The organism is Actinoplanes subglobosus (genome assembly GCF_042650585.1).
Taxonomy (GTDB): domain Bacteria; phylum Actinomycetota; class Actinomycetes; order Mycobacteriales; family Micromonosporaceae; genus Actinoplanes; species Actinoplanes subglobosus.
This window is the reverse complement of the sequence record NZ_JBHSBL010000028.1, coordinates 514,876-531,694: the sequence shown is the minus strand read 5'-3', so window position 1 is coordinate 531,694 and position 16,819 is coordinate 514,876. Positions and strand designations below refer to the sequence as shown.

At 69.1% G+C, this 16,819-nt stretch carries 15 protein-coding genes; 8 read left to right on the top strand and 7 right to left on the bottom strand.

Features of this window, described 5'->3' with window-relative positions; translation table 11 throughout:
- Positions 1-12 precede the first annotated feature (12 nt).
- Positions 13-1,752, top strand: a complete 1,740-nt coding sequence (locus ACFO0C_RS42720) for a M28 family peptidase (protein ID WP_378072563.1) — start codon at positions 13-15, stop codon at positions 1,750-1,752.
- Between the two features lie 164 nt (positions 1,753-1,916).
- Here ACFO0C_RS42720 and ACFO0C_RS42715 read toward each other — a convergent pair whose 3' ends face one another.
- A complete protein-coding gene (locus ACFO0C_RS42715) occupies positions 1,917-3,083 on the bottom strand; it encodes a DUF4041 domain-containing protein (protein ID WP_378072562.1) in 1,167 nt (388 codons plus the stop codon).
- A 227-nt stretch (positions 3,084-3,310) separates the two neighbouring features.
- Entirely contained in the window at positions 3,311-4,639 is a 1,329-nt protein-coding gene (locus ACFO0C_RS42710) for a hypothetical protein (protein WP_378072561.1), read from the bottom strand.
- 515 nt (positions 4,640-5,154) lie between these two features.
- Here ACFO0C_RS42710 and ACFO0C_RS42705 point away from each other — a divergent pair.
- Both ACFO0C_RS42705 and ACFO0C_RS42700 read left to right on the top strand, forming a co-directional pair.
- Positions 5,155-5,526, top strand: coding sequence for a YciI family protein (locus ACFO0C_RS42705; RefSeq protein WP_378072560.1), 372 nt, complete (start codon positions 5,155-5,157; stop codon positions 5,524-5,526).
- Entirely contained in the window at positions 5,514-6,704 is a 1,191-nt protein-coding gene (locus tag ACFO0C_RS42700) for an RNA polymerase sigma factor (RefSeq protein WP_378072559.1), read from the top strand. The genes ACFO0C_RS42705 and ACFO0C_RS42700 overlap by 13 nt, the downstream gene beginning before the upstream one ends.
- Here the strand turns inward: ACFO0C_RS42700 and ACFO0C_RS42695 are convergent.
- Genes ACFO0C_RS42695 through ACFO0C_RS42680 form a run of 4 tightly spaced genes read right to left on the bottom strand, consistent with a single transcriptional unit; the run spans position 6,691 to position 11,471 of the window.
- The gene (locus ACFO0C_RS42695; protein ID WP_378072558.1) at positions 6,691-7,434 is read right to left on the bottom strand and encodes a discoidin domain-containing protein; all 744 of its coding nucleotides are present in this window, start codon (positions 7,432-7,434) and stop codon (positions 6,691-6,693) included. The genes ACFO0C_RS42700 and ACFO0C_RS42695 overlap by 14 nt on opposite strands.
- Positions 7,431-8,972, bottom strand: a complete 1,542-nt coding sequence (locus tag ACFO0C_RS42690; RefSeq protein WP_378072557.1) for an alkaline phosphatase D family protein — start codon at positions 8,970-8,972, stop codon at positions 7,431-7,433. The genes ACFO0C_RS42695 and ACFO0C_RS42690 overlap by 4 nt, the downstream gene beginning before the upstream one ends.
- Positions 8,973-9,021: 49 nt before the next feature.
- A complete protein-coding gene (locus tag ACFO0C_RS42685; RefSeq protein ID WP_378072556.1) occupies positions 9,022-10,788 on the bottom strand; it encodes a sensor histidine kinase in 1,767 nt (588 codons plus the stop codon).
- Positions 10,785-11,471: a response regulator transcription factor gene (locus tag ACFO0C_RS42680; RefSeq protein WP_378072555.1), complete on the bottom strand. Its 687-nt coding sequence runs from the start codon at positions 11,469-11,471 to the stop codon at positions 10,785-10,787. The genes ACFO0C_RS42685 and ACFO0C_RS42680 overlap by 4 nt, the downstream gene beginning before the upstream one ends.
- Before the next feature lie 91 nt (positions 11,472-11,562).
- Here ACFO0C_RS42680 and ACFO0C_RS42675 point away from each other — a divergent pair, with 91 nt between their 5' ends.
- Genes ACFO0C_RS42675 through ACFO0C_RS42665 form a run of 3 tightly spaced genes read left to right on the top strand, consistent with a single transcriptional unit; the run spans position 11,563 to position 14,545 of the window.
- Complete coding sequence (locus ACFO0C_RS42675) at positions 11,563-12,720, top strand: efflux RND transporter periplasmic adaptor subunit (protein WP_378072554.1); 1,158 nt, start codon at positions 11,563-11,565, stop codon at positions 12,718-12,720.
- Positions 12,717-13,382 carry an ABC transporter ATP-binding protein gene (locus tag ACFO0C_RS42670; protein WP_378072553.1) on the top strand — a complete coding sequence of 222 codons (666 nt, stop codon included), beginning with the start codon at positions 12,717-12,719 and terminating at the stop codon, positions 13,380-13,382. The genes ACFO0C_RS42675 and ACFO0C_RS42670 overlap by 4 nt, the downstream gene beginning before the upstream one ends.
- Complete coding sequence (locus tag ACFO0C_RS42665; RefSeq protein WP_378072552.1) at positions 13,379-14,545, top strand: ABC transporter permease; 1,167 nt, start codon at positions 13,379-13,381, stop codon at positions 14,543-14,545. The genes ACFO0C_RS42670 and ACFO0C_RS42665 overlap by 4 nt, the downstream gene beginning before the upstream one ends.
- Positions 14,546-14,933: 388 nt before the next feature.
- Here the strand turns inward: ACFO0C_RS42665 and ACFO0C_RS42660 are convergent, their stop codons facing one another.
- Positions 14,934-15,503: a hypothetical protein gene (locus ACFO0C_RS42660; RefSeq protein WP_378072551.1), complete on the bottom strand. Its 570-nt coding sequence runs from the start codon at positions 15,501-15,503 to the stop codon at positions 14,934-14,936.
- A gap of 93 nt (positions 15,504-15,596) precedes the next feature.
- On the opposite strand from ACFO0C_RS42660, the gene ACFO0C_RS42655 reads away from it, so the two are divergent.
- Positions 15,597-15,929: a hypothetical protein gene (locus tag ACFO0C_RS42655; protein WP_378072550.1), complete on the top strand. Its 333-nt coding sequence runs from the start codon at positions 15,597-15,599 to the stop codon at positions 15,927-15,929.
- Between the two features lie 132 nt (positions 15,930-16,061).
- Positions 16,062-16,364 (top strand): hypothetical protein, encoded by a 303-nt coding sequence (locus ACFO0C_RS42650; protein WP_378072549.1) that lies wholly within the window; start codon positions 16,062-16,064, stop codon positions 16,362-16,364.
- Positions 16,365-16,819: the final 455 nt, after the last annotated feature.

The following is a 16,819-nucleotide window of genomic DNA, read 5'->3' as shown; positions in this document are numbered from 1 at the left end:
CTAGGACCCCCCATGAAACTCAGAACGGTGACGGCAGGACCTGCCCTAGCTGTTTTCGCCGCGGTGACGCTGGTGCTCAGCGCCCTCCCGGTGTCGGCGTCGACCGACGAGATCGCGCCGGCGACCAGTGCCGCCCTGCTCGCGGCCCCGCCGACCGTCAACGTCGCCAACGTCAACGCCCACCTGCAGCAGCTGCAGAACTTCGCCACCAGCAACGGCGGCAACCGGGCCACCGGCACGGCGGGGCACACCGCGACGACGACCTACCTGCAGCAGAAACTGCAGGCGGCCGGTTACACCGTCACCGTGCAGACCTGCACCACCTGCTCCGGTTCGGCGAAGAACATCATCGCGGACTGGCCGGGCGGCGACACCAGCAACACCTACATGTTCGGGGCGCACTCCGACAGCGTGTCGGCGGGGCCGGGGATCAACGACGACGGTTCGGGTACGGCCACCCTGCTCGAAGCCGCACTCCAGCTGGCCGCGAACAACCCGACGATGACCAACCACCTGCGGTTCGGCTGGTGGGCCGGCGAGGAGCAGGGGCTGATCGGCTCCAAGTTCTACGTCAACTCGCTGACCACCGCCCAGAAGAGCGCGATCAAGGCGTACGGCACGTTCGACATGATCGCCTCCACCAACGGCGGCTACTTCGTGACCGGGACCGACGCGGTCGCCGTGAAGCTGCGGGAGTACTTCACCTCGATCAGCGTGCCGACCGAGACGTCGACCGAGTGCTGCAGCGACGACGGCTCGTTCCGTAACGCGGGCATCCCGGCGTCGATCAACTCGACCGGGGCCAGCTACACCAAGACCAGTGCCCAGGTCACCAAGTGGGGCGGTACCGCCGGGCAGGCCTACGACCCCTGCTACCACAAGGCGTGCGACACGTACCCCTCGAACGTCAACACCACCTCGCTGGGCCGCTGGGCCAACGCCGAGCTGTACGCCGCGTGGACCCTCACCACGGCCGCGTCGACCACCAACGACTTCTCGGTGGCGCTCAGCCCGGCCAGCGGCTCGGTCAACCCGGGCTCGTCGGCCACCACCACGGTCAGCACCGCCACCACCTCCGGCAGCGCACAGACCGTCGCACTGTCCAGTTCGGGTGCCCCGTCCGGTGTGTCGGTGAGTTTCAGCCCGGCATCGGTCACGTCCGGCGGATCGTCGACCATGACCGTCACGACGACCGCGGCGGCCGCACCGGGTTCGTACCCGATCACCGTCACCGGAACGGGCTCGGTGACCCGCACCGCCTCCTACACGCTGACGATCAACGGGACCGGCACGTGCACCGGCACCGGTCAGAAACTCGGCAACAACGGCTTCGAGAGCGGGACGACACCGTGGACCGCCACGACCGGGGTGATCGGCGCCAACACCGGTGACGCGTCCCCGCGAACCGGCACGCGTGACGCGAAGCTCGGCGGCTACGGCTCGACGCACACCGACACGCTGACCCAGTCGGTGACGCTGCCGACCGGGTGCAGCTCGTACACGCTGTCGTTCTACCTGAAGATCACCACTTCGGAGACGACGACCAGCACCCAGTACGACAAGCTGACCGTGAAGGTCGGCACGGCCACGCTGCAGACGTTCTCCAACCTGAACGCGAGTGCGTACACGCTGCGCTCGTACAACCTGGCCGCCTACGCCGGGCAGACCGTCACGCTCACCTTCACCGGCACCGAGGACTCGTCGCTGAAGACCACGTTCACCATCGACGACACGGCCCTCACCGTCGCCTGACACAGTCCGGACGATGCCGTGGCAACGCTGCGGCATCGTCCAGCCGTCTTGTCAGAGAGATCCTCGTACCTGCCCCCGCCGCCTGCCGCTTTTCCTGACTTCCTCACGGCGAGGAGGCGTCGAAGAGCACCGACGGCCCTGGCCGGCGGCGGCACCCTACTATCTTATGTCCGCGGCCATCTCCCCTTGCTTTGGAAATACTGGTCAGCCTGAGGCTTCTCGGTGAACTCCAGCAATCCACCGGTCTTCTTCTCGAGAATTTCTCGAACTTCAGCCGGTGTGGCGAAAAAGAATTCGCGCCGCTCGTTCACAAAATTTACTCGCCGCCCGGCGAACTCTTTGTGCAACTCGTTTTCGAGAGTGATGGCGTCGTTGGAGAAATACAGAACATGCACATCATACGGAAACGGCACGGATGCGTCGCCAAGTTCTCGGACCCGATCGAGAGGCTCGAGTCGACGCGTCATGCCGATCTTGACTACATCCGGCCCGAAGGCACCGATGTTCGAGATGACGTATACGTAGCCAGCGCGAATGTTAGCGATTCGATAGTCATTTTGCTCAATGGCCAGGTCAATCTGCGCCAATCGACTGGAAAGCTCTGCTATGGCGGCTTGATCGCCCTGGAAACGCAGGGACTCAAGGGCGCTCTGATAGTGGGCCCGCTCTTTTTCGAGACGCTCACGCTCTGCGGCCAGCTCCTGCTCCGCACGACGCTGTTCGCGCAGGAGCTCGCGCTCTTCCCGGGCTCGCTCACGTTCCTCCTGAACCTTCACCTGAAAGTCAGCGGTCAACTCGAGCTCCCGCACTCGAAGAACGTGATATTCCGGATTGACCCGCATCTCCATGATCGCGCCAAGCTTCTCGATCGCCGTGACGGCTGATTGAAGGCGTTTCTTCGCCGTCACGATATTTCCCGAACGCAGGGAACGGACGCAGTTATCCGCCTCGGCGTTATAAGCCCTGAGCATGAGTTTTGAAAGATCCGCGGTCATCTTACGACCCTTGGCCAGCGAGCCGGAAAAGGTAAACATGTCGGCAGCAAGAACGGCGCGCCCGGATTTGACGATCGTATCCATCTCGACCTCGAGAGATCGAAGCCGTTCCTTGTATGCTGCCGCATCTTCAAGGGGATGGTGATACCGGTAGATCCCGACATCCTGCAACACGCGCTGATCGTCAAGCTCGACGACGCCGTTTGCGGTCTGCCCCTTGGCCTGCGCTAACGCGGCTTCCAGCTCGGCGATGTGAGCGAGTAGAGAACCCGTTCCATGACCGGCCACCGCTGAATCGATGGCCAAGGAGTCGGAGACCACACCAGCGACGGGCACACGTAAGGCTGCACCTTGATTGTGGGTCGCAGACAAATCATCTACGAGGCGACTCGGCCCCTTCGGCGACTCCGCTGCCGCATTCCCCGATGGTTCCGGAACGTCGGGCAGCCAGAACTGCCACCCTGTCGGCGGTGGGGGCCAGGAAGGGTCAGGGTTCCATCCAGCGGGCGGGGACCATCCCGCTGGTGGCTGCGGCCATCCCGGTGGCGGGTTGAACCGCACGCCTACCGCCCTCGGACCCGGACACCAGCGCTGCTGTCGGCGGCCACGAAGTCGAATGGCGACTTCGACAGTGCGGCCCCGAGGTAACTGAGGGTCGCATGCGGGACGACATGAGCCAGGTCGAAGGTGCCGAAGTGCTCGCGGTCGGCTCCCACGAGCACGAACGGGATACGCTCCGGTTGCCCCGTCGCCGGCGCAAGCCGATCGGCAGCCACGGTGAGCGCCACGGATCGGATCTTCCCCGCGCGGTCCGCCTCGAATATCTCGTGCAAGGTGCGAAGCGCGACCTGCCATACGGCACTGGCATAGCGATCCTTTCGCTCCTTCACCGGCAATGCGGTGGGCACGATCTCATCCTTTGCTTTCACGTACCTGTATTCCTTGACCGCCGGAAGACCACCAGGCTCCGGGACGATAACGGTGAGTACAAGCTCACGGCTGCTGATGTCGAAGCTGTGGTCGTAGGCGATCGGAAACGCCTCGGGATAGACGGAGTTGGACAGCACGACTCCGACGTAGTCCTGAATGGCGGATTCAACATCGAAGGCCAGATCGTTGATAAATTGCGAGAGGTGCTGATTCTGCGCCTCGGCTTCGGCCTCGCGTTGCCGACACTGAAGTCGGTATTCCTCTTCAGCAGCGTTGAGTCTATGAACACGTTCCTGCTCAGCCCGCTTTCGCCGCTCATACTCAGCCATATAGTCGGCGTGCAGGCGAGCGCAATGCTCATGCCAGCCCCGATGAGCGACCTCGTAGGCGGCACGGACCTTGGCAACCTCCGCCTCATGCCGCTTCTTCCCGCCGAAGGCGTTCGACAGTCCGGTCGGGGCGGCCGGTTCCCGGTAGACAGGTTCAGGAGGGTAGATCAGGGACGGCATCGGAGGCACGGGATCAGCCAGCGGCCCGGGTTCGAATCGGGGATGCTCCACAGTCTTGATCTTGAGAGACTCCAGATCAATGTAGTCGTCCACATCCAGGGTGGATGCGAGAAGGCAGTTCATATCCTCGTACAATTGCGCAAGTTCGGCATTCATCGCAGCCGCCTCAGCTGTTCGCGCATCAACATGCATGCGTGCAGCAAGCTTCTGCGCCTCCACTTGTTCGGCGGCACTCGCGCGGGCTGACGCAGCGGCAGCTCGTTCGTAGTCCCTCCGAGCGCGTTCAGCTTCCCGCTGTGCGGCAGCCTGCGCCCGATAGGCTGCGGCCACCTGTTGCCTGCGGCGCTTCTCGGCCTGCTGAGCCTGATAGTTCAGCTCGGCAAAGAAACCACGTCGTGCCACTTCAACCCCCAAATACTCTGGTGCGCCGAGGAACAGTACCGAGCCGGACAAGCACGTGCATCACCCAAATACCTGATTCGCATGAACCAGTCGGCGCGCATTCAGAGATCACTCGCCAGATCAACACCGTGCTGGGGTCGAGAAAGAATCACGAAGCGGCGCATATATCGCCACATCGCCGAAATAAGTCCTGAAGCGGTCGACTGCCTGCATATCATTTTGATCTTCCCGGCGGCGCTCCGGATCGCTGTTCCCGCAGGTCAGCAGTATATCGAGCGAGAGACTCCGGCGCCGCGAACAAACCCATCAGGGAATTCCGCCGGAGGCTTAGCCGGCCTTCTCACCCTCCGCGCCTGCTCGAAGTGATCGAGCAGGCGCCTCTCCGATTCCAATGGATGGACCAAGCTTGTCCGCCCTTGCCCGGTCTGTCCGGCATCGAGAGGCGGCGACAACAGTCCCCTGTCACAGGAGAGTCGAAGCTCGGCCGCCCGACCGGAGGTAGGTGACGATTTGCGGGAGAGCCGTTCGTCATCACGGTGACGGAGTTCGAGCGGAGGAGAGAGATCATGCGGTACGCGCTACTGATGCACCACTTCGAGCCGGCCGAGGGGGAGCTCAGTGAGGAGGCGATGGCCGAGGGGCAGCGGGCCTTCGGGGTGTATGCGAAAGCGCTGCACGAGGCCGGAGTGCTGCTGTCGGCGGACATCCTCAGTCACACGCCGGCTACGACGACCGTGAGCCGGCGGGACGGGGCGACCCGGGTGCAGGACGGGCCGTTCGCCGAGACCAAGGAGGCGCTCGCCGGGGTGTTCGTGATCGACGTGCCGGATCTGGACGGGGCCATCGGGTGGGCCGAGCGGTGTCCCGGCGCGGAATGGGGTGCCGTGGAGGTCCGGCCGGTGGCGACCTCGGTCGTGAACGGTGGATGGACCCGCTGACCGAGGCCGAGGCAGCCGCCCGTGAGTGGCACGGCCGGCTGCTGGCCCTGCTCGCGGGCCGGTCGGGTGACATCCCGGCGGCCGAGGACGCGCTCGCCGACGCCTATGAGGCGGCCGTCCGTACATGGCCGGGGCAGGGCGTTCCCGGCAATCCCGGCGGATGGCTGCTGACCGTGGCCCGTAATCGGCTGCGGGATCGGTGGCGGGCCGCCGAGTTCCGGCGGACGGTGGCTCTCGACGTGGAACGGGACAGCCCGGCCTGGCTCGACGACCTCGACGTGGACGCGATTCCGGACCGGCGGCTGGAGCTGATGCTGGTCTGTGCGCATCCGGCGATCGACTCGGGCATGCACACGCCGCTGATGCTCAACACCGTGCTCGGGTTCACCGCCGAGCAGATCGGGCGGGCGTTCTCGGTGCCGGCGGCGACCATGGCCACCCGGCTGGTGCGGGTGAAGAAGCGGATCCGGACCACCGGGATCGCGTTCCGGATCCCCGATCGGGGCGATCTGCCGGGGCGGATGGCGGCGGTGCTCGAAGCCGTCTACGGGGCGTTCGTCATCGACCGGGGCGGGGCCGAGGCGCTGCATCTGGCCGGGGTGCTGGCCACGCTGGCGCCGGAGGATCCGGAGGTGCACGGGCTGGCGGCGCTGGTGCAGTTGTCGGCGGCCCGGGCGGGTGCGCGTTCCGGGGTGGACGGGCGGTTCGTGCCGTTGGAGGAGCAGGATCCGGGGCGGTGGGATCGCGGGCTGATCGCGCGGGCGCACGAGCATCTGCGGGTGGCGCACGGTCTCGGGCGGCTGGGGCGGTTCCAGGTGGAGGCGGCCGTCCAGGCGTTGCACTGCTCGGGGGCGGCGGATGCCCGTACGCTGATGGACCTGCATTTGATCTTGAATGATCTGGCGCCGTCGCTCGGTGGTGGGGTGGCGCTCGCGGCGGTGACGGCCGAGGCCGACGGGGCGGAGGCCGGGCTCGCGCGCCTCGACGAGCTGCTGGCCGGCGCCGGTGAGGCGGGGCGCCGTTTCCAGCCGGCCCGGGCGACGCGCGCGCACCTGCTGGAACGTCTCGGGCGGCACGCGGAGGCCCTCGCCGAGTACGACCGGGCGATCGCCCTGACCGACGACGCGGCCGAGCGCGACCACCTCCGCGACCGGCGGGCACGAGTCAGGAGACGGTGAGTTCGGCGATGCGGGACAGGTCGCCGAGGCCGTTGCCGGACAGCGTCAGGATGCGCACCGCTGAGGTCGGGCGGGGTGGGAACCGGCTGGTCCGGGTGGTGGCCGTGTTGCCGCGGACCGACGCCACGGTCTGCCAGCCGCCGGACCACACCTGGACGTCCCAGTCGCGCAGGCCGTTCCCGGGTGGTGTCGTGACGTCGGCGCGCGACACGGTGACCGGGGTGTTCCAGCCGAGCTGGAACCAGTCGGGCCAGTACTTGGTGGTGCCGTCCGACCAGAACGTGGCGGGGTCGCCGTCGGTGGCCGCGCAGATCGGGTTCTTCGCGCGGAACGACGCCGCGGTCACCTCGGCGGCACGGGTGACCAGGGTGGCCGACGGCGCGGGGGCGGACAGCGTGACCGGGACGTCGATGGCGCCGACCCTGATCCGGTAGTCGCCGGGCGGGGTGCCGGTGGTGGCGCTGACCCTGACCGGCACGGTGCTGGTGTATCCGGCCGGCAGCCACGTCGACACCAGGGTGCGTTGCAGGTGCAGGGCCCGCGGTGCGGACAGTTCGGCGTCGGCGTACAACGGCTGGGTGGAGGTGTTCGCCAGCCGTACCGAAAGCTCTCGGGCGTTGCACGGGCCGGTGGTGAGCGGAAGGCTGCGCGGATCCACCGTCAGGTGAACCGGGTCCGGCGGGGGTGCCGCCGGGAGGAGCGCGCAGAGCAGCGCGGACATGATCTTCATGCCGCGACCAGTCCGGGACGGGCGCGCTCGGAGACGAACGAGGCTCGCGTGGTGATCGGTGAGCCGGGGCGGGTGACGTGCGGCAGGACCCGGAAGTCGGCGCGCAACATGTCGCGGGTCAGTTCGCAGCGCACGTAGCCGCGCTGCCCGTTGGTGAACCGCAGGTGCGGGCTGTACCGCTGTTGCTGCTGGAGTTTCGGGACCACGTCGGCACCGTCGCCGCCGCTGGTGAGCGAGGTGCCGACCAGTTCCACGCCGACCGGTGGCAGGTCCGGCCGGGAGAAGTCGGTGCGCAGGTCGGCGGCGTAGTTGAAGTGGATGTCACCGGTCAGGACGACCGTGCCGGGGACGCGGGCGGCGGCGCCGAGGATCGCCGCCCGGTCGGCCGGATAACCGTCCCACTTGTCCATGTCGAGGCGGCCGGCAGCACCGCCGTACCGGCACTCGGCCATCATCACCTGCTGGGCCAGCAGGTTCCAGCGGGCGCCGCCGTGTGCCATGCCGTTGAGCAGCCAGGTCCGCTGACCGGGTCCGAGCAGGGTACGGCCCGGCTCGTCCCGCTGAGCGCAGACGGACACCATCCGGCCGTCGCACGCCTGGTCGGTCCGGTACTGGCGGGTGTCCAGGACGTACGCGTGGGCCAGGTCCCCGAAACACAGCCGCCGGTGCAGTGGCATGTCCGGGCCGGCGGGCTGGCGCGGGCGGCGCAGCGGCTGGTTCTCCCAGTAGGCGCGGTACGCGTTGGCCCGGTGCACCAGGAAGTCGGCGGGCGGCCCGCCGCCGCGGGGCACGGCGGCCGCGTAGTCGTCCTCCACCTCGTGGTCGTCCCAGGTCAGCGCCCACGGGACGGCGGCGTGCGCGGCCTGCAGGTCGGGGTCGGTGCGGTAGAGGGCGTAGCGCATCCGGTACAGGTCGAGGGTGTCGGCGGCCAGTTCGAACGTGTCCGGCAGCCGCAGGGACCGGTCGTTGCGGTCACCGCCGACAGCGTCGACGGCGCCCTCGTAGATGTAGTCGCCGAGGAAGAAGAGCACGTCCAGATCCTCGGCGGCCAGGTGGCGCAGCGCGGTGAACCAGCCGTTGGTGTAGTTCTGGCAGGAGGCGATCGCGAACCGCAGGCGTTCCGGTCTCGCCGTACGGGCCGGGGTGGTGCGGGTGCGGCCGGCCGGGCTGATGTGCCGGTCGGTGCGGAACCGGTAGAAGTAGTCGTGGGCGGGCCGCAGGCCGCGGACGTCGACGTGCACCGAGTGGCCGTAGGCGGCGGCCGCGACGGTGACACCGTCCTTGACCACCCGGGTGAACCCCTCGTCCTCGGCCACCTGCCATCGGACCTGGTAGTCGGCTCTCGGCAGGCCGCCGGTCGGCTCCAGCGGGTGCGGGGCCAGCCGGGTCCAGAGGACCACGCCCTCGGGCAGCGGATCGCCGGACGCCACTCCGAGGGTGAACGGGTCGGCCGGCGGGGCGGCTCGTGCGGGTGCCGGGGTCAGCGCCGTCACGAGAGCGGCGCTGCCCACGGTGAGCAAGTCGCGGCGGGTCGCCATCGCGTCCTCTCCCGATGAAGACGATTCCCCAGGAAAGGTACCCGCCGCGTCAGGCCGGGAGGGCCGGAAGCCGGACTGTGAACACGGTTCCCCGGCCTGGAGTGCTCTGCACCTCGATCGTGCCGTCGTGGGCCTCGACCAGCTTGCGGGTGATGGCCAGCCCCAGTCCGCTGCCGCCGGTCGCGCGACTCCGCGATTCGTCGGCTCGCCAGAAACGGTCGAAGACGCGCGGCAGATCCTGCTCGCTGATGCCGATGCCGGTGTCCCGTACCGCAATCGTGGTGTCCGACGCGGTGACCGTGACCGCACCGCCCGCCGGTGTGTAACGGATCGCGTTGCTGACCAGGTTGCCGACGACCTGCCGCAACCGCACCGGATCGGCCCGGACCACCGGATCGCCCTCGACCCGCGTCTCCAGACGCACCGCGGCCGTGCCCCGATGTGCCTCCACGACCTGCTCGATCACGTCCCGCACCCGGATCGGCTCCGGATGCACCCGCAGCGTGCCCGCGTCGACGGCGGCCAGGTCACCCAGGTCGTCGATCAGGTGCTGCAGCAGCACCGACTCCTCGTGCAGCAGATCGACCAGCTGCGCGTCGGTGGGTGCCAGATCGTCCTGGGCGGCCTCCAGCCAGCTGCGGATGTTGGTCAGCGGCGTCCGCAGTTCGTGCGCCACGTCGTTGACCATGGCGCGCCGCTGCTCGGCCGAGGCGTTCAACGCCCGGGCCAGGTGGGCGATCTCGTCGCGGCCGGAGACCACCATCGGCGCCTGCCGGTCGGCGGCCTCGGTCAGCGCCCGCAACGGCCGGACCAGCCGCCGCCCGGCCAGCACCGTGACGAGAATGGTGGCCAGCAGGACGGCACCGGTGGTGGTGACGATCCGGACGGTGTTCTCCTCGGACAGCGTGAAGGTGGTCTCGGCCGCGCCGGTGTCCGGATCGGTCACGAAGAGCAACGCGGGCGGGGCGACAAACGGCTGGAGCTGGGTGCGGCGGGACTTCTCCAGGCAGGACCGGATCCGCGCGACCTGGCCCTTCTCCTTGGTGCGGTAGTCGGGGACGATCGGCACCACGGTCCGGTCGGCGGCCTCCTTCCAGGTGACCACATAGGCGCTGAACTGCGGCGACACCATCACCGTGCCGCCGTCGACCCCGCCCAGGCAGGCACTCGTCATCTTCCCGAGCGTCTTCAGCGCCTTCCTCTCGGTGTCGGTGACCTCCTCGTCCAGCCCGGCCGAACACCGGGCCAGGGCGCCGCTCGTGTCGGGCAGTGTCAGCTCCAGAGCCGGGCGGCCGCTCGGGGTGTCGACGACACGACCGGACACCCCGGCGTAGTCGAGGCACGACTTCGACTTCAGGGCGTAGTCGCGCAGCTTGGCACGTTCGGCGGCAGGCAGCAGGTAGGGGCCGACCGCGCGGGTGTCGATCCGCTCGGTGCCGCCGGTCAGGCCGAGATCCAGGTTGAGCGGGTCGACGACGGCCGACGGACGAGCGGCGGCCAGTGACGGGCCCGGACCCGAATCGATGATCACCTGGCGGTCCTCGGTCATCAGGGTGATCCGCCGGCCCAGTTTCGCAGCCCGGACCCGGATCAGCTCCGTGGCCTCCGACCAGTCCGGATGCCCGGCCGCGTAGGTGACCAGCATGTCGTAGACACCCTTGTCGTCGGTGAGCGACCGGCCCTGTTCCTGGCTGATGGCGCGGGTCGCGGTGCGGACCGCCAGCCAGGCCGTCGACCCGATGGCGGCGATCGCGATCAGCACCGACGTCGCGAGCAGGCGGGTCACCAGGCTGTGCCGCCACCGCACCTTCGTCATGCCGGGCCCGCCGTCAGCCGGTAACCGACCCCGTAGACGGTCAGCAGCTGCACCGGCCGCTGCGGATCCGTCTCGATCTTGCGGCGCAGGTTCATCACGTGCACGTCGATGGTCCGCTCGGTGGAACTGCGGTCGATGCCACGGGTGTGGTGCAGCAGCTGGCCACGGCTGAACACCCGGTCCGGCTGCTCGCACATGGCGGCCAGGATCGCGAACTCGCCACGGGTGCACTCGATCGGCTCGCCGTCGACGGTCACCTGATGGGTCTCCGGATCGAGCGCCACCCGGCCCACCTCCCGTCTGGTACCCGCGACCGGACGGCTCGCCCGCCGCAGCAGGGTGCGCACCCGGGCCATCAGCTCCCGCGGGCTGTAGGGCTTGGTCAGATAGTCGTCGGCGCCCAGCTCCAGGCCGAGCAGCAGGTCGTCCTCGCCGGTCCGCGCGGTCAGCATCAGCACCAGCACCTCCGACTCGGCGCGCAGCGTGCGGCACACGTGCAGGCCGTCCAGCTCGGGCATCATCACGTCCAGCACCAGCAGGTCCGGGCGCAGCCGCCGGGCCTGGTCGAGCGCCTGCCGCCCGTCGTGCACCACGGCCACCTCGTGACCGTCGGCCTGGAGGTACCGCCGGACCACCTCGGCCTGCCGGGGATCGTCGTCGGCGATCAGCACGTGTGCGCACATGGCGGCGACTATAGGTGCGAGCGCCACCATCGGGCCCGTCGTCGGGCGAGACCTGACAGCTTTCTAACGATCTCCGCCCAGGCTCTCCGGCATGCCTGCTCACTCTCACCTCCGGCGGATCGGGTTCGCGGCCGGCGCGCTGGCCCTCCTTTCCGGCGGCGCCTTCCTCCTCACCGAGCCGCGATCCGCCGCCTCCCCCGCGCCGGCCACCACCGATCCGGTCGCCACCGCCAAGCTCGAGCGACGCGATCTGAGCACGTCAAAATCAATTTCCGGATCCATCGGGTACGGGAACCCGCGCGCCGTCGAGGGTCACCGGCAGGCGACCGTCACGTGGCTTCCGGCGCCGGGGGCGAGCATCAAGCGGGGTCAGCAGTTGTACCGGGCCGACGACCGGCCGGTGCCGCTGTTCTACGGTGGGATGCCGCTCTACCGGGAGATCGCCGGCAAGGGGCTGGTGGGCCGGGACGTGGAGATCGTCGCCGGCAATCTGTCCGAACTGGGCTATTCGCTCGGCTACCGGCCGCGGCCCGGAACATGGGTGACACCTCCGGCCGCGTCGCCCTCACCCTCACCCTCCACACCATCCGCGTCAACGCCACCGGTTCCCCCCGTCAAGATCAAGAAGGGCGAGGGTGTGCTCACCTCCGGGATGATCGCGGCGATCAGGAAGTGGCAACGCGACCTCGGCCTCCCCGAGACCGGCACGATCGCCGTCGGTGACGTCGAGGTGCTCTCCGGCGCGGTCCGCGTCGACTCCGTCGCCGTGCAGCCCGGCGCCCCCGCGAACGGCCCGCTCATGGCGGTCACCCCGACCCGCAAGGTGATCACCGTGTCCGCCGGGATGTCCGAGGCCGCCTCCATCGAACGCGGCGCCGCCGTCACCGTCGTCCTCCCCGACGAGCGGGAGATCCCGGCCCGCGTCCTGTCGGTCGGCCGCACCCTGGCCGCCCCCGAGGGCACGATCGGGGACGGCACACCACAACTGACCGTGACCGTGACCGTCGACGACCCGGCCGGCATCGCGAAGATCGACTCCGCCGACGTGACGGTCGCCTTCGCCGGGAAGTCCCGCCCGGACGTCCTCGCCGCGCCGGTCGAGGCCCTGATCGCGCTGGCCGAGGGCGGGTACGCCGTACAGACATCGTCCGGTCTCGTGGCCGTGACCACCGGAATGTTCGCGCAGGGCTGGGTCGAGATCACCGGAGACGGCCTGACCGAGGGCACCGACGTGGTGGTGGCGTCATGACCGCCCCCGTGCTGTCGGTGCGCGACGCCGGCATGATCTACCCCGGCGGCGTGACCGCGCTCGCCGGAATCGACCTCGACATCCACGCCGGCGAGTTCGTGGCGATCGTCGGACGGTCCGGCTCCGGCAAATCCACCCTGCTCAACATCATCGGCACACTCGACCGCCCCACCTCCGGGACCGTCCGGATCGCCGGCCAGGACGTCACCACCCTCTCCGACCGGCGGCTGTCGGCACTGCGGGCCCGCGAGATCGGCTTCGTCTTCCAGCAGTTCCACCTGACCGACGGCCTGACCGCCACCGACATCGTCGCGACCGGGCTGCTCTACGCCGGAGTGCCGCGGCGGCGACGGGCGGCGATGGCCGTACAGGCACTCGACCGGGTCGGTCTCGCCCACCGCGCCGACCACCGCCCGAACCAGCTCTCCGGCGGCGAACGGCAACGCGTCGCGATCGCCCGCGCCCTGGTCAACAGCCCGGCCCTGATCCTCGCCGACGAACCGACCGGTGCCCTCGACACCGCCACCGGCCAGACCGTGCTGGCCCTGCTGCACCGGCTCAACGCCGAAGGCGCCACGATCGCCCTGATCACCCACGACCGGGAGATCGCCGCCGCCCTGCCCCGCCGGGTCGAGATCCGCGACGGGCGGCTGGTCCCGTGACGAACCCGATTGACATGCTCGCCCTCGGTGTCGTCGGGCTGCGGACCCGGCCGCTGCGGGCACTGCTCTCCGGCCTCGGCATCGCGATCGGCATCGCCACGATGATCGTCGTGACCGGCATCCCCGCGTCCAGCCAGGCCGCCCTGGTCCGCGAACTCACCGCCCTCGGCACCGACACCCTGCAGGCGATGCCGATCCCCAACCAGGAACCACCGGCAAAATTGCCGGAGACAGCGGTGGCGATGGCCGAGCGGATCGGTCCGGTCCGGGCGGCCAGCGCGGTCGGCAACACCCATGCAGCGGTACGCCGTAACGACCGCGCCGACCCGACGAGCGGCACCGGCCTGAGCGTGCTGGCGGCCAGGCTGGACCTGCTACCGGTGATCAGCGCGCGGATCGAATCCGGACACTGGCTCACGGCCGCCACCGCCGGTTTCCCGGCCGTGGTCCTAGGCTCGGTCGCGGCGACCCGCCTCGGCGTCACCAGCGTGACCGCCGCACCGCAGGTGATGATCGGCGACCGCTGGTTCACGGTCGTCGGGATCCTCGCCACCACTCCCCTGTCCCCCGACATCGACCGCTCGGTGCTCGTCGGCTGGGAGGCGGCCCGCTCCGAACTCCGCTTCGACGGCCGGCCGACGGTCGTCTACCTGCGGGCCGAGGAGTCACAGCTGGAGACGGTCCGGTCGGTCCTGGCCGAGACGATCAACCCCGAGCGGCCCGGTCAGGTCCTGGTCACCCGGCCGTCCGACGCGCTCGCCGCGAAACGTGCCACCGAGAGCAGCTTCTCCGTGCTGTTCCTCGCCCTGGCCGGGGTCGCCCTGGTGATCGGCGGCATCGGGGTCGCCAACACGATGGTGGTGTCGGTGCTGGAACGCCGCTCGGAGATCGGCCTGCGCCGGGCCCTGGGTGCGACCCGGGGCCAGATCCGCGGCCAGTTCCTGACCGAGTCGATGGTGCTGTCCACCGCCGGAGGCCTGGCCGGAACATTGCTGGGCCTGCTGGCCACCGTGGGTTACGCCCGCTGGCAGAACTGGCCGATCGTCGTCCCCCTCGAATCGGCCGCCGTCGGCGTGGGCGGAGCCGTGGTGATCGGCGTGCTGGCCGGCGTCTATCCGTCCGTGCGCGCCGCCCGCCTTCCGCCCGCGCAGGCCCTGCACTGACACCCGCCACCAGCCTCTCCCGCCGCCCACCCTTCCCTTTCCTTGACCCCTCCCCTTCGCCGCCCACCCTCCCCTCCCTTCCCTGACCGCCCACCCTTCGCCGCCTTCCCTTCCCTGACCGCCCACCCTTCGCCGCCCACCCTTCCCTTCCCTTCCCTTCCCTTCCTTGACTGCCCACCCTTCGCCGCCCACCGCTCCCTCCCCTTCCTTCGCCGCCCGCCCTTCCCTCCTTCTCCTTCGCCGCCCGCCCTTCCTTCGCCGCCTGCCCTTCCCTCCGCTGACCGCCCTTCCCTCCGCTGACCGCCCTTCCCCTCCCAGACCTCCCCTTGGCAGCAAAAGACGGCGGCCGATGAAATCTCGGCCGCCGTCTTTGAAGGTGTCGCTTTTATCAGGATTTAGCGGCCACCTCCCGCTCGCAGTCCGGGATCCGGTCCATACCGAGCGTGATCGACCGCGAGTCGTTCTGGTCGCCGCCGAGCGCGATCGAGATACCGTCCTCACTGACCTCGACGAACTCGACACCCGCATGCTTCAGGCACTTCACGACGTCGAGGGCGAAGTCCCGCGCCTCCGGGTTCGCCGGATCCTTCTCCCACGGCGGCAACGGCAGGAACTGCGGCTCACAGATCTGGTTCGCCTGCTCCGCCTTCTTCTCCTCCTCCGAGCCGGCCGCCGCCACCTCGGCCTTCTTGCGGGCATCGACCGGATCGAACCCCTGCTCGCGCATGCACTTGTTGTACGGTTCGAGCAGCGCCTCGTACTCCTCCGGGGTCATGTCGAGGCGTTCCCGCGGGCGCTCGGACTTCTTGGACGCCGAGGCGGCTGGCGCGGCGGCCGCGCTCTGCAAGGTCGCCACCCCCGGCTTGTCCGCGGCCTCCGTCGTCTCCCCTTCGGAACCGCAGGCCGTCAGCCCGGCGAGCGCGACCGCGGCGATGATGAGCGCGGCATTCCTCCGCATGGGACCCTCCTGTCCGGCAGGGACTTTCCCCGCCGCGCCGGACAGCCTGACGAGCAATAATCAGGAAGTCGTCAGGTTCGATCAGGAGCGTCCATGTCAGCCTTCGGTCCCGCGCTTTTCGTGTCCCGCGCCGACGGCGCCGACATCCCCGAGGCCGAGCGGGCGACCATTCTCGCGCACATCCGTACCGCCACGGCCAGGCTGGCCCTGCCCCGTGCGGTACCCCGCGTCTACGACTACGACGGCTACGAGCCGAAGGCGCTGGGCGTGCTGCTCTACTCCGAATACGGCTACCAGCACATGCCCGACGAGGTCCGCGAGGACCAGGACGCAGCCTGGTCCGAGCAGGGCCGTCGTGTCGGCGCCCAGGTCGAGAAACAGGTCCCCGGGGTGTACCGGTTCACCGCCTACGCCGTCGAGGACTGACGCGGCTGTACCCGCGACACCAGCCTCCCGGGTTACCGGTTCACCATATGCAAATACGATGATGTCCGGTAAGTGCCCGAAAGGGCATCGCATCACGGAGAGCACCATGCGTTCACCAGATCTTCGATCGGGATGGCGACCGCCGCCGTCATGATGGGCGCCGGTTTCGGCAGTGTCGCTCTGGCCAGTCCGGCCCTCGCCGCCGGATGCTCGGTGAGTAACTACGGCGAAAAGGGCGCCCGCGACTACTGCGTCGTCGGGGCAGCCGTCTACAAGCACCGGGCGGTCATCAAGTGCCGCAAGGTGGCCGGTGGCACCTACACCCGCTACGCGGCGTGGAAGAACCCGGGCGTGTTCACCTACGTCTACTGCACCGGCAACGACTCACGGCTGAGCGTCAGCTACGAGACGCAGATCCTCGTCATCGAGACGTGACCCGATAGCCGCCCGATCAAGACCGCGTCGCCGTCCGGCGGCACGGTCTTGATCGCATTTACGGTCGTTTGCGTGCGTAGCAGGGACACCTTGTCGGTGCTGCCGCCCGGCCCGGACCGCACTGCCGCCCGGCCAAGACCGCACTGCCGCCCGGCCAAGACCGCACCGCCGCCCGGCCAAGACCGCACCGCCGCCCGGCCAAGACCGCACCGCCGCCCGGCCAAGACCGCACTGCTGCCCGGCCCGGACCGCACTGCTGCCCGGCCAAGACCGCTCCGCCGCCCGGCCAAGACCGCGCTCCCGCTGGCCGAGACTGCGCTCCCACCGGCCGAGACCACTCGCATGGACCGGGCTTGAGCCTGGGTCGGCTTCAGCCCTCTCAAGGACCTCACCCCGCCGCTCACCGGCTGGCGCGACGACCGGCCGGTCTGGGAGAAGACCGAGTCCGAGCTGTC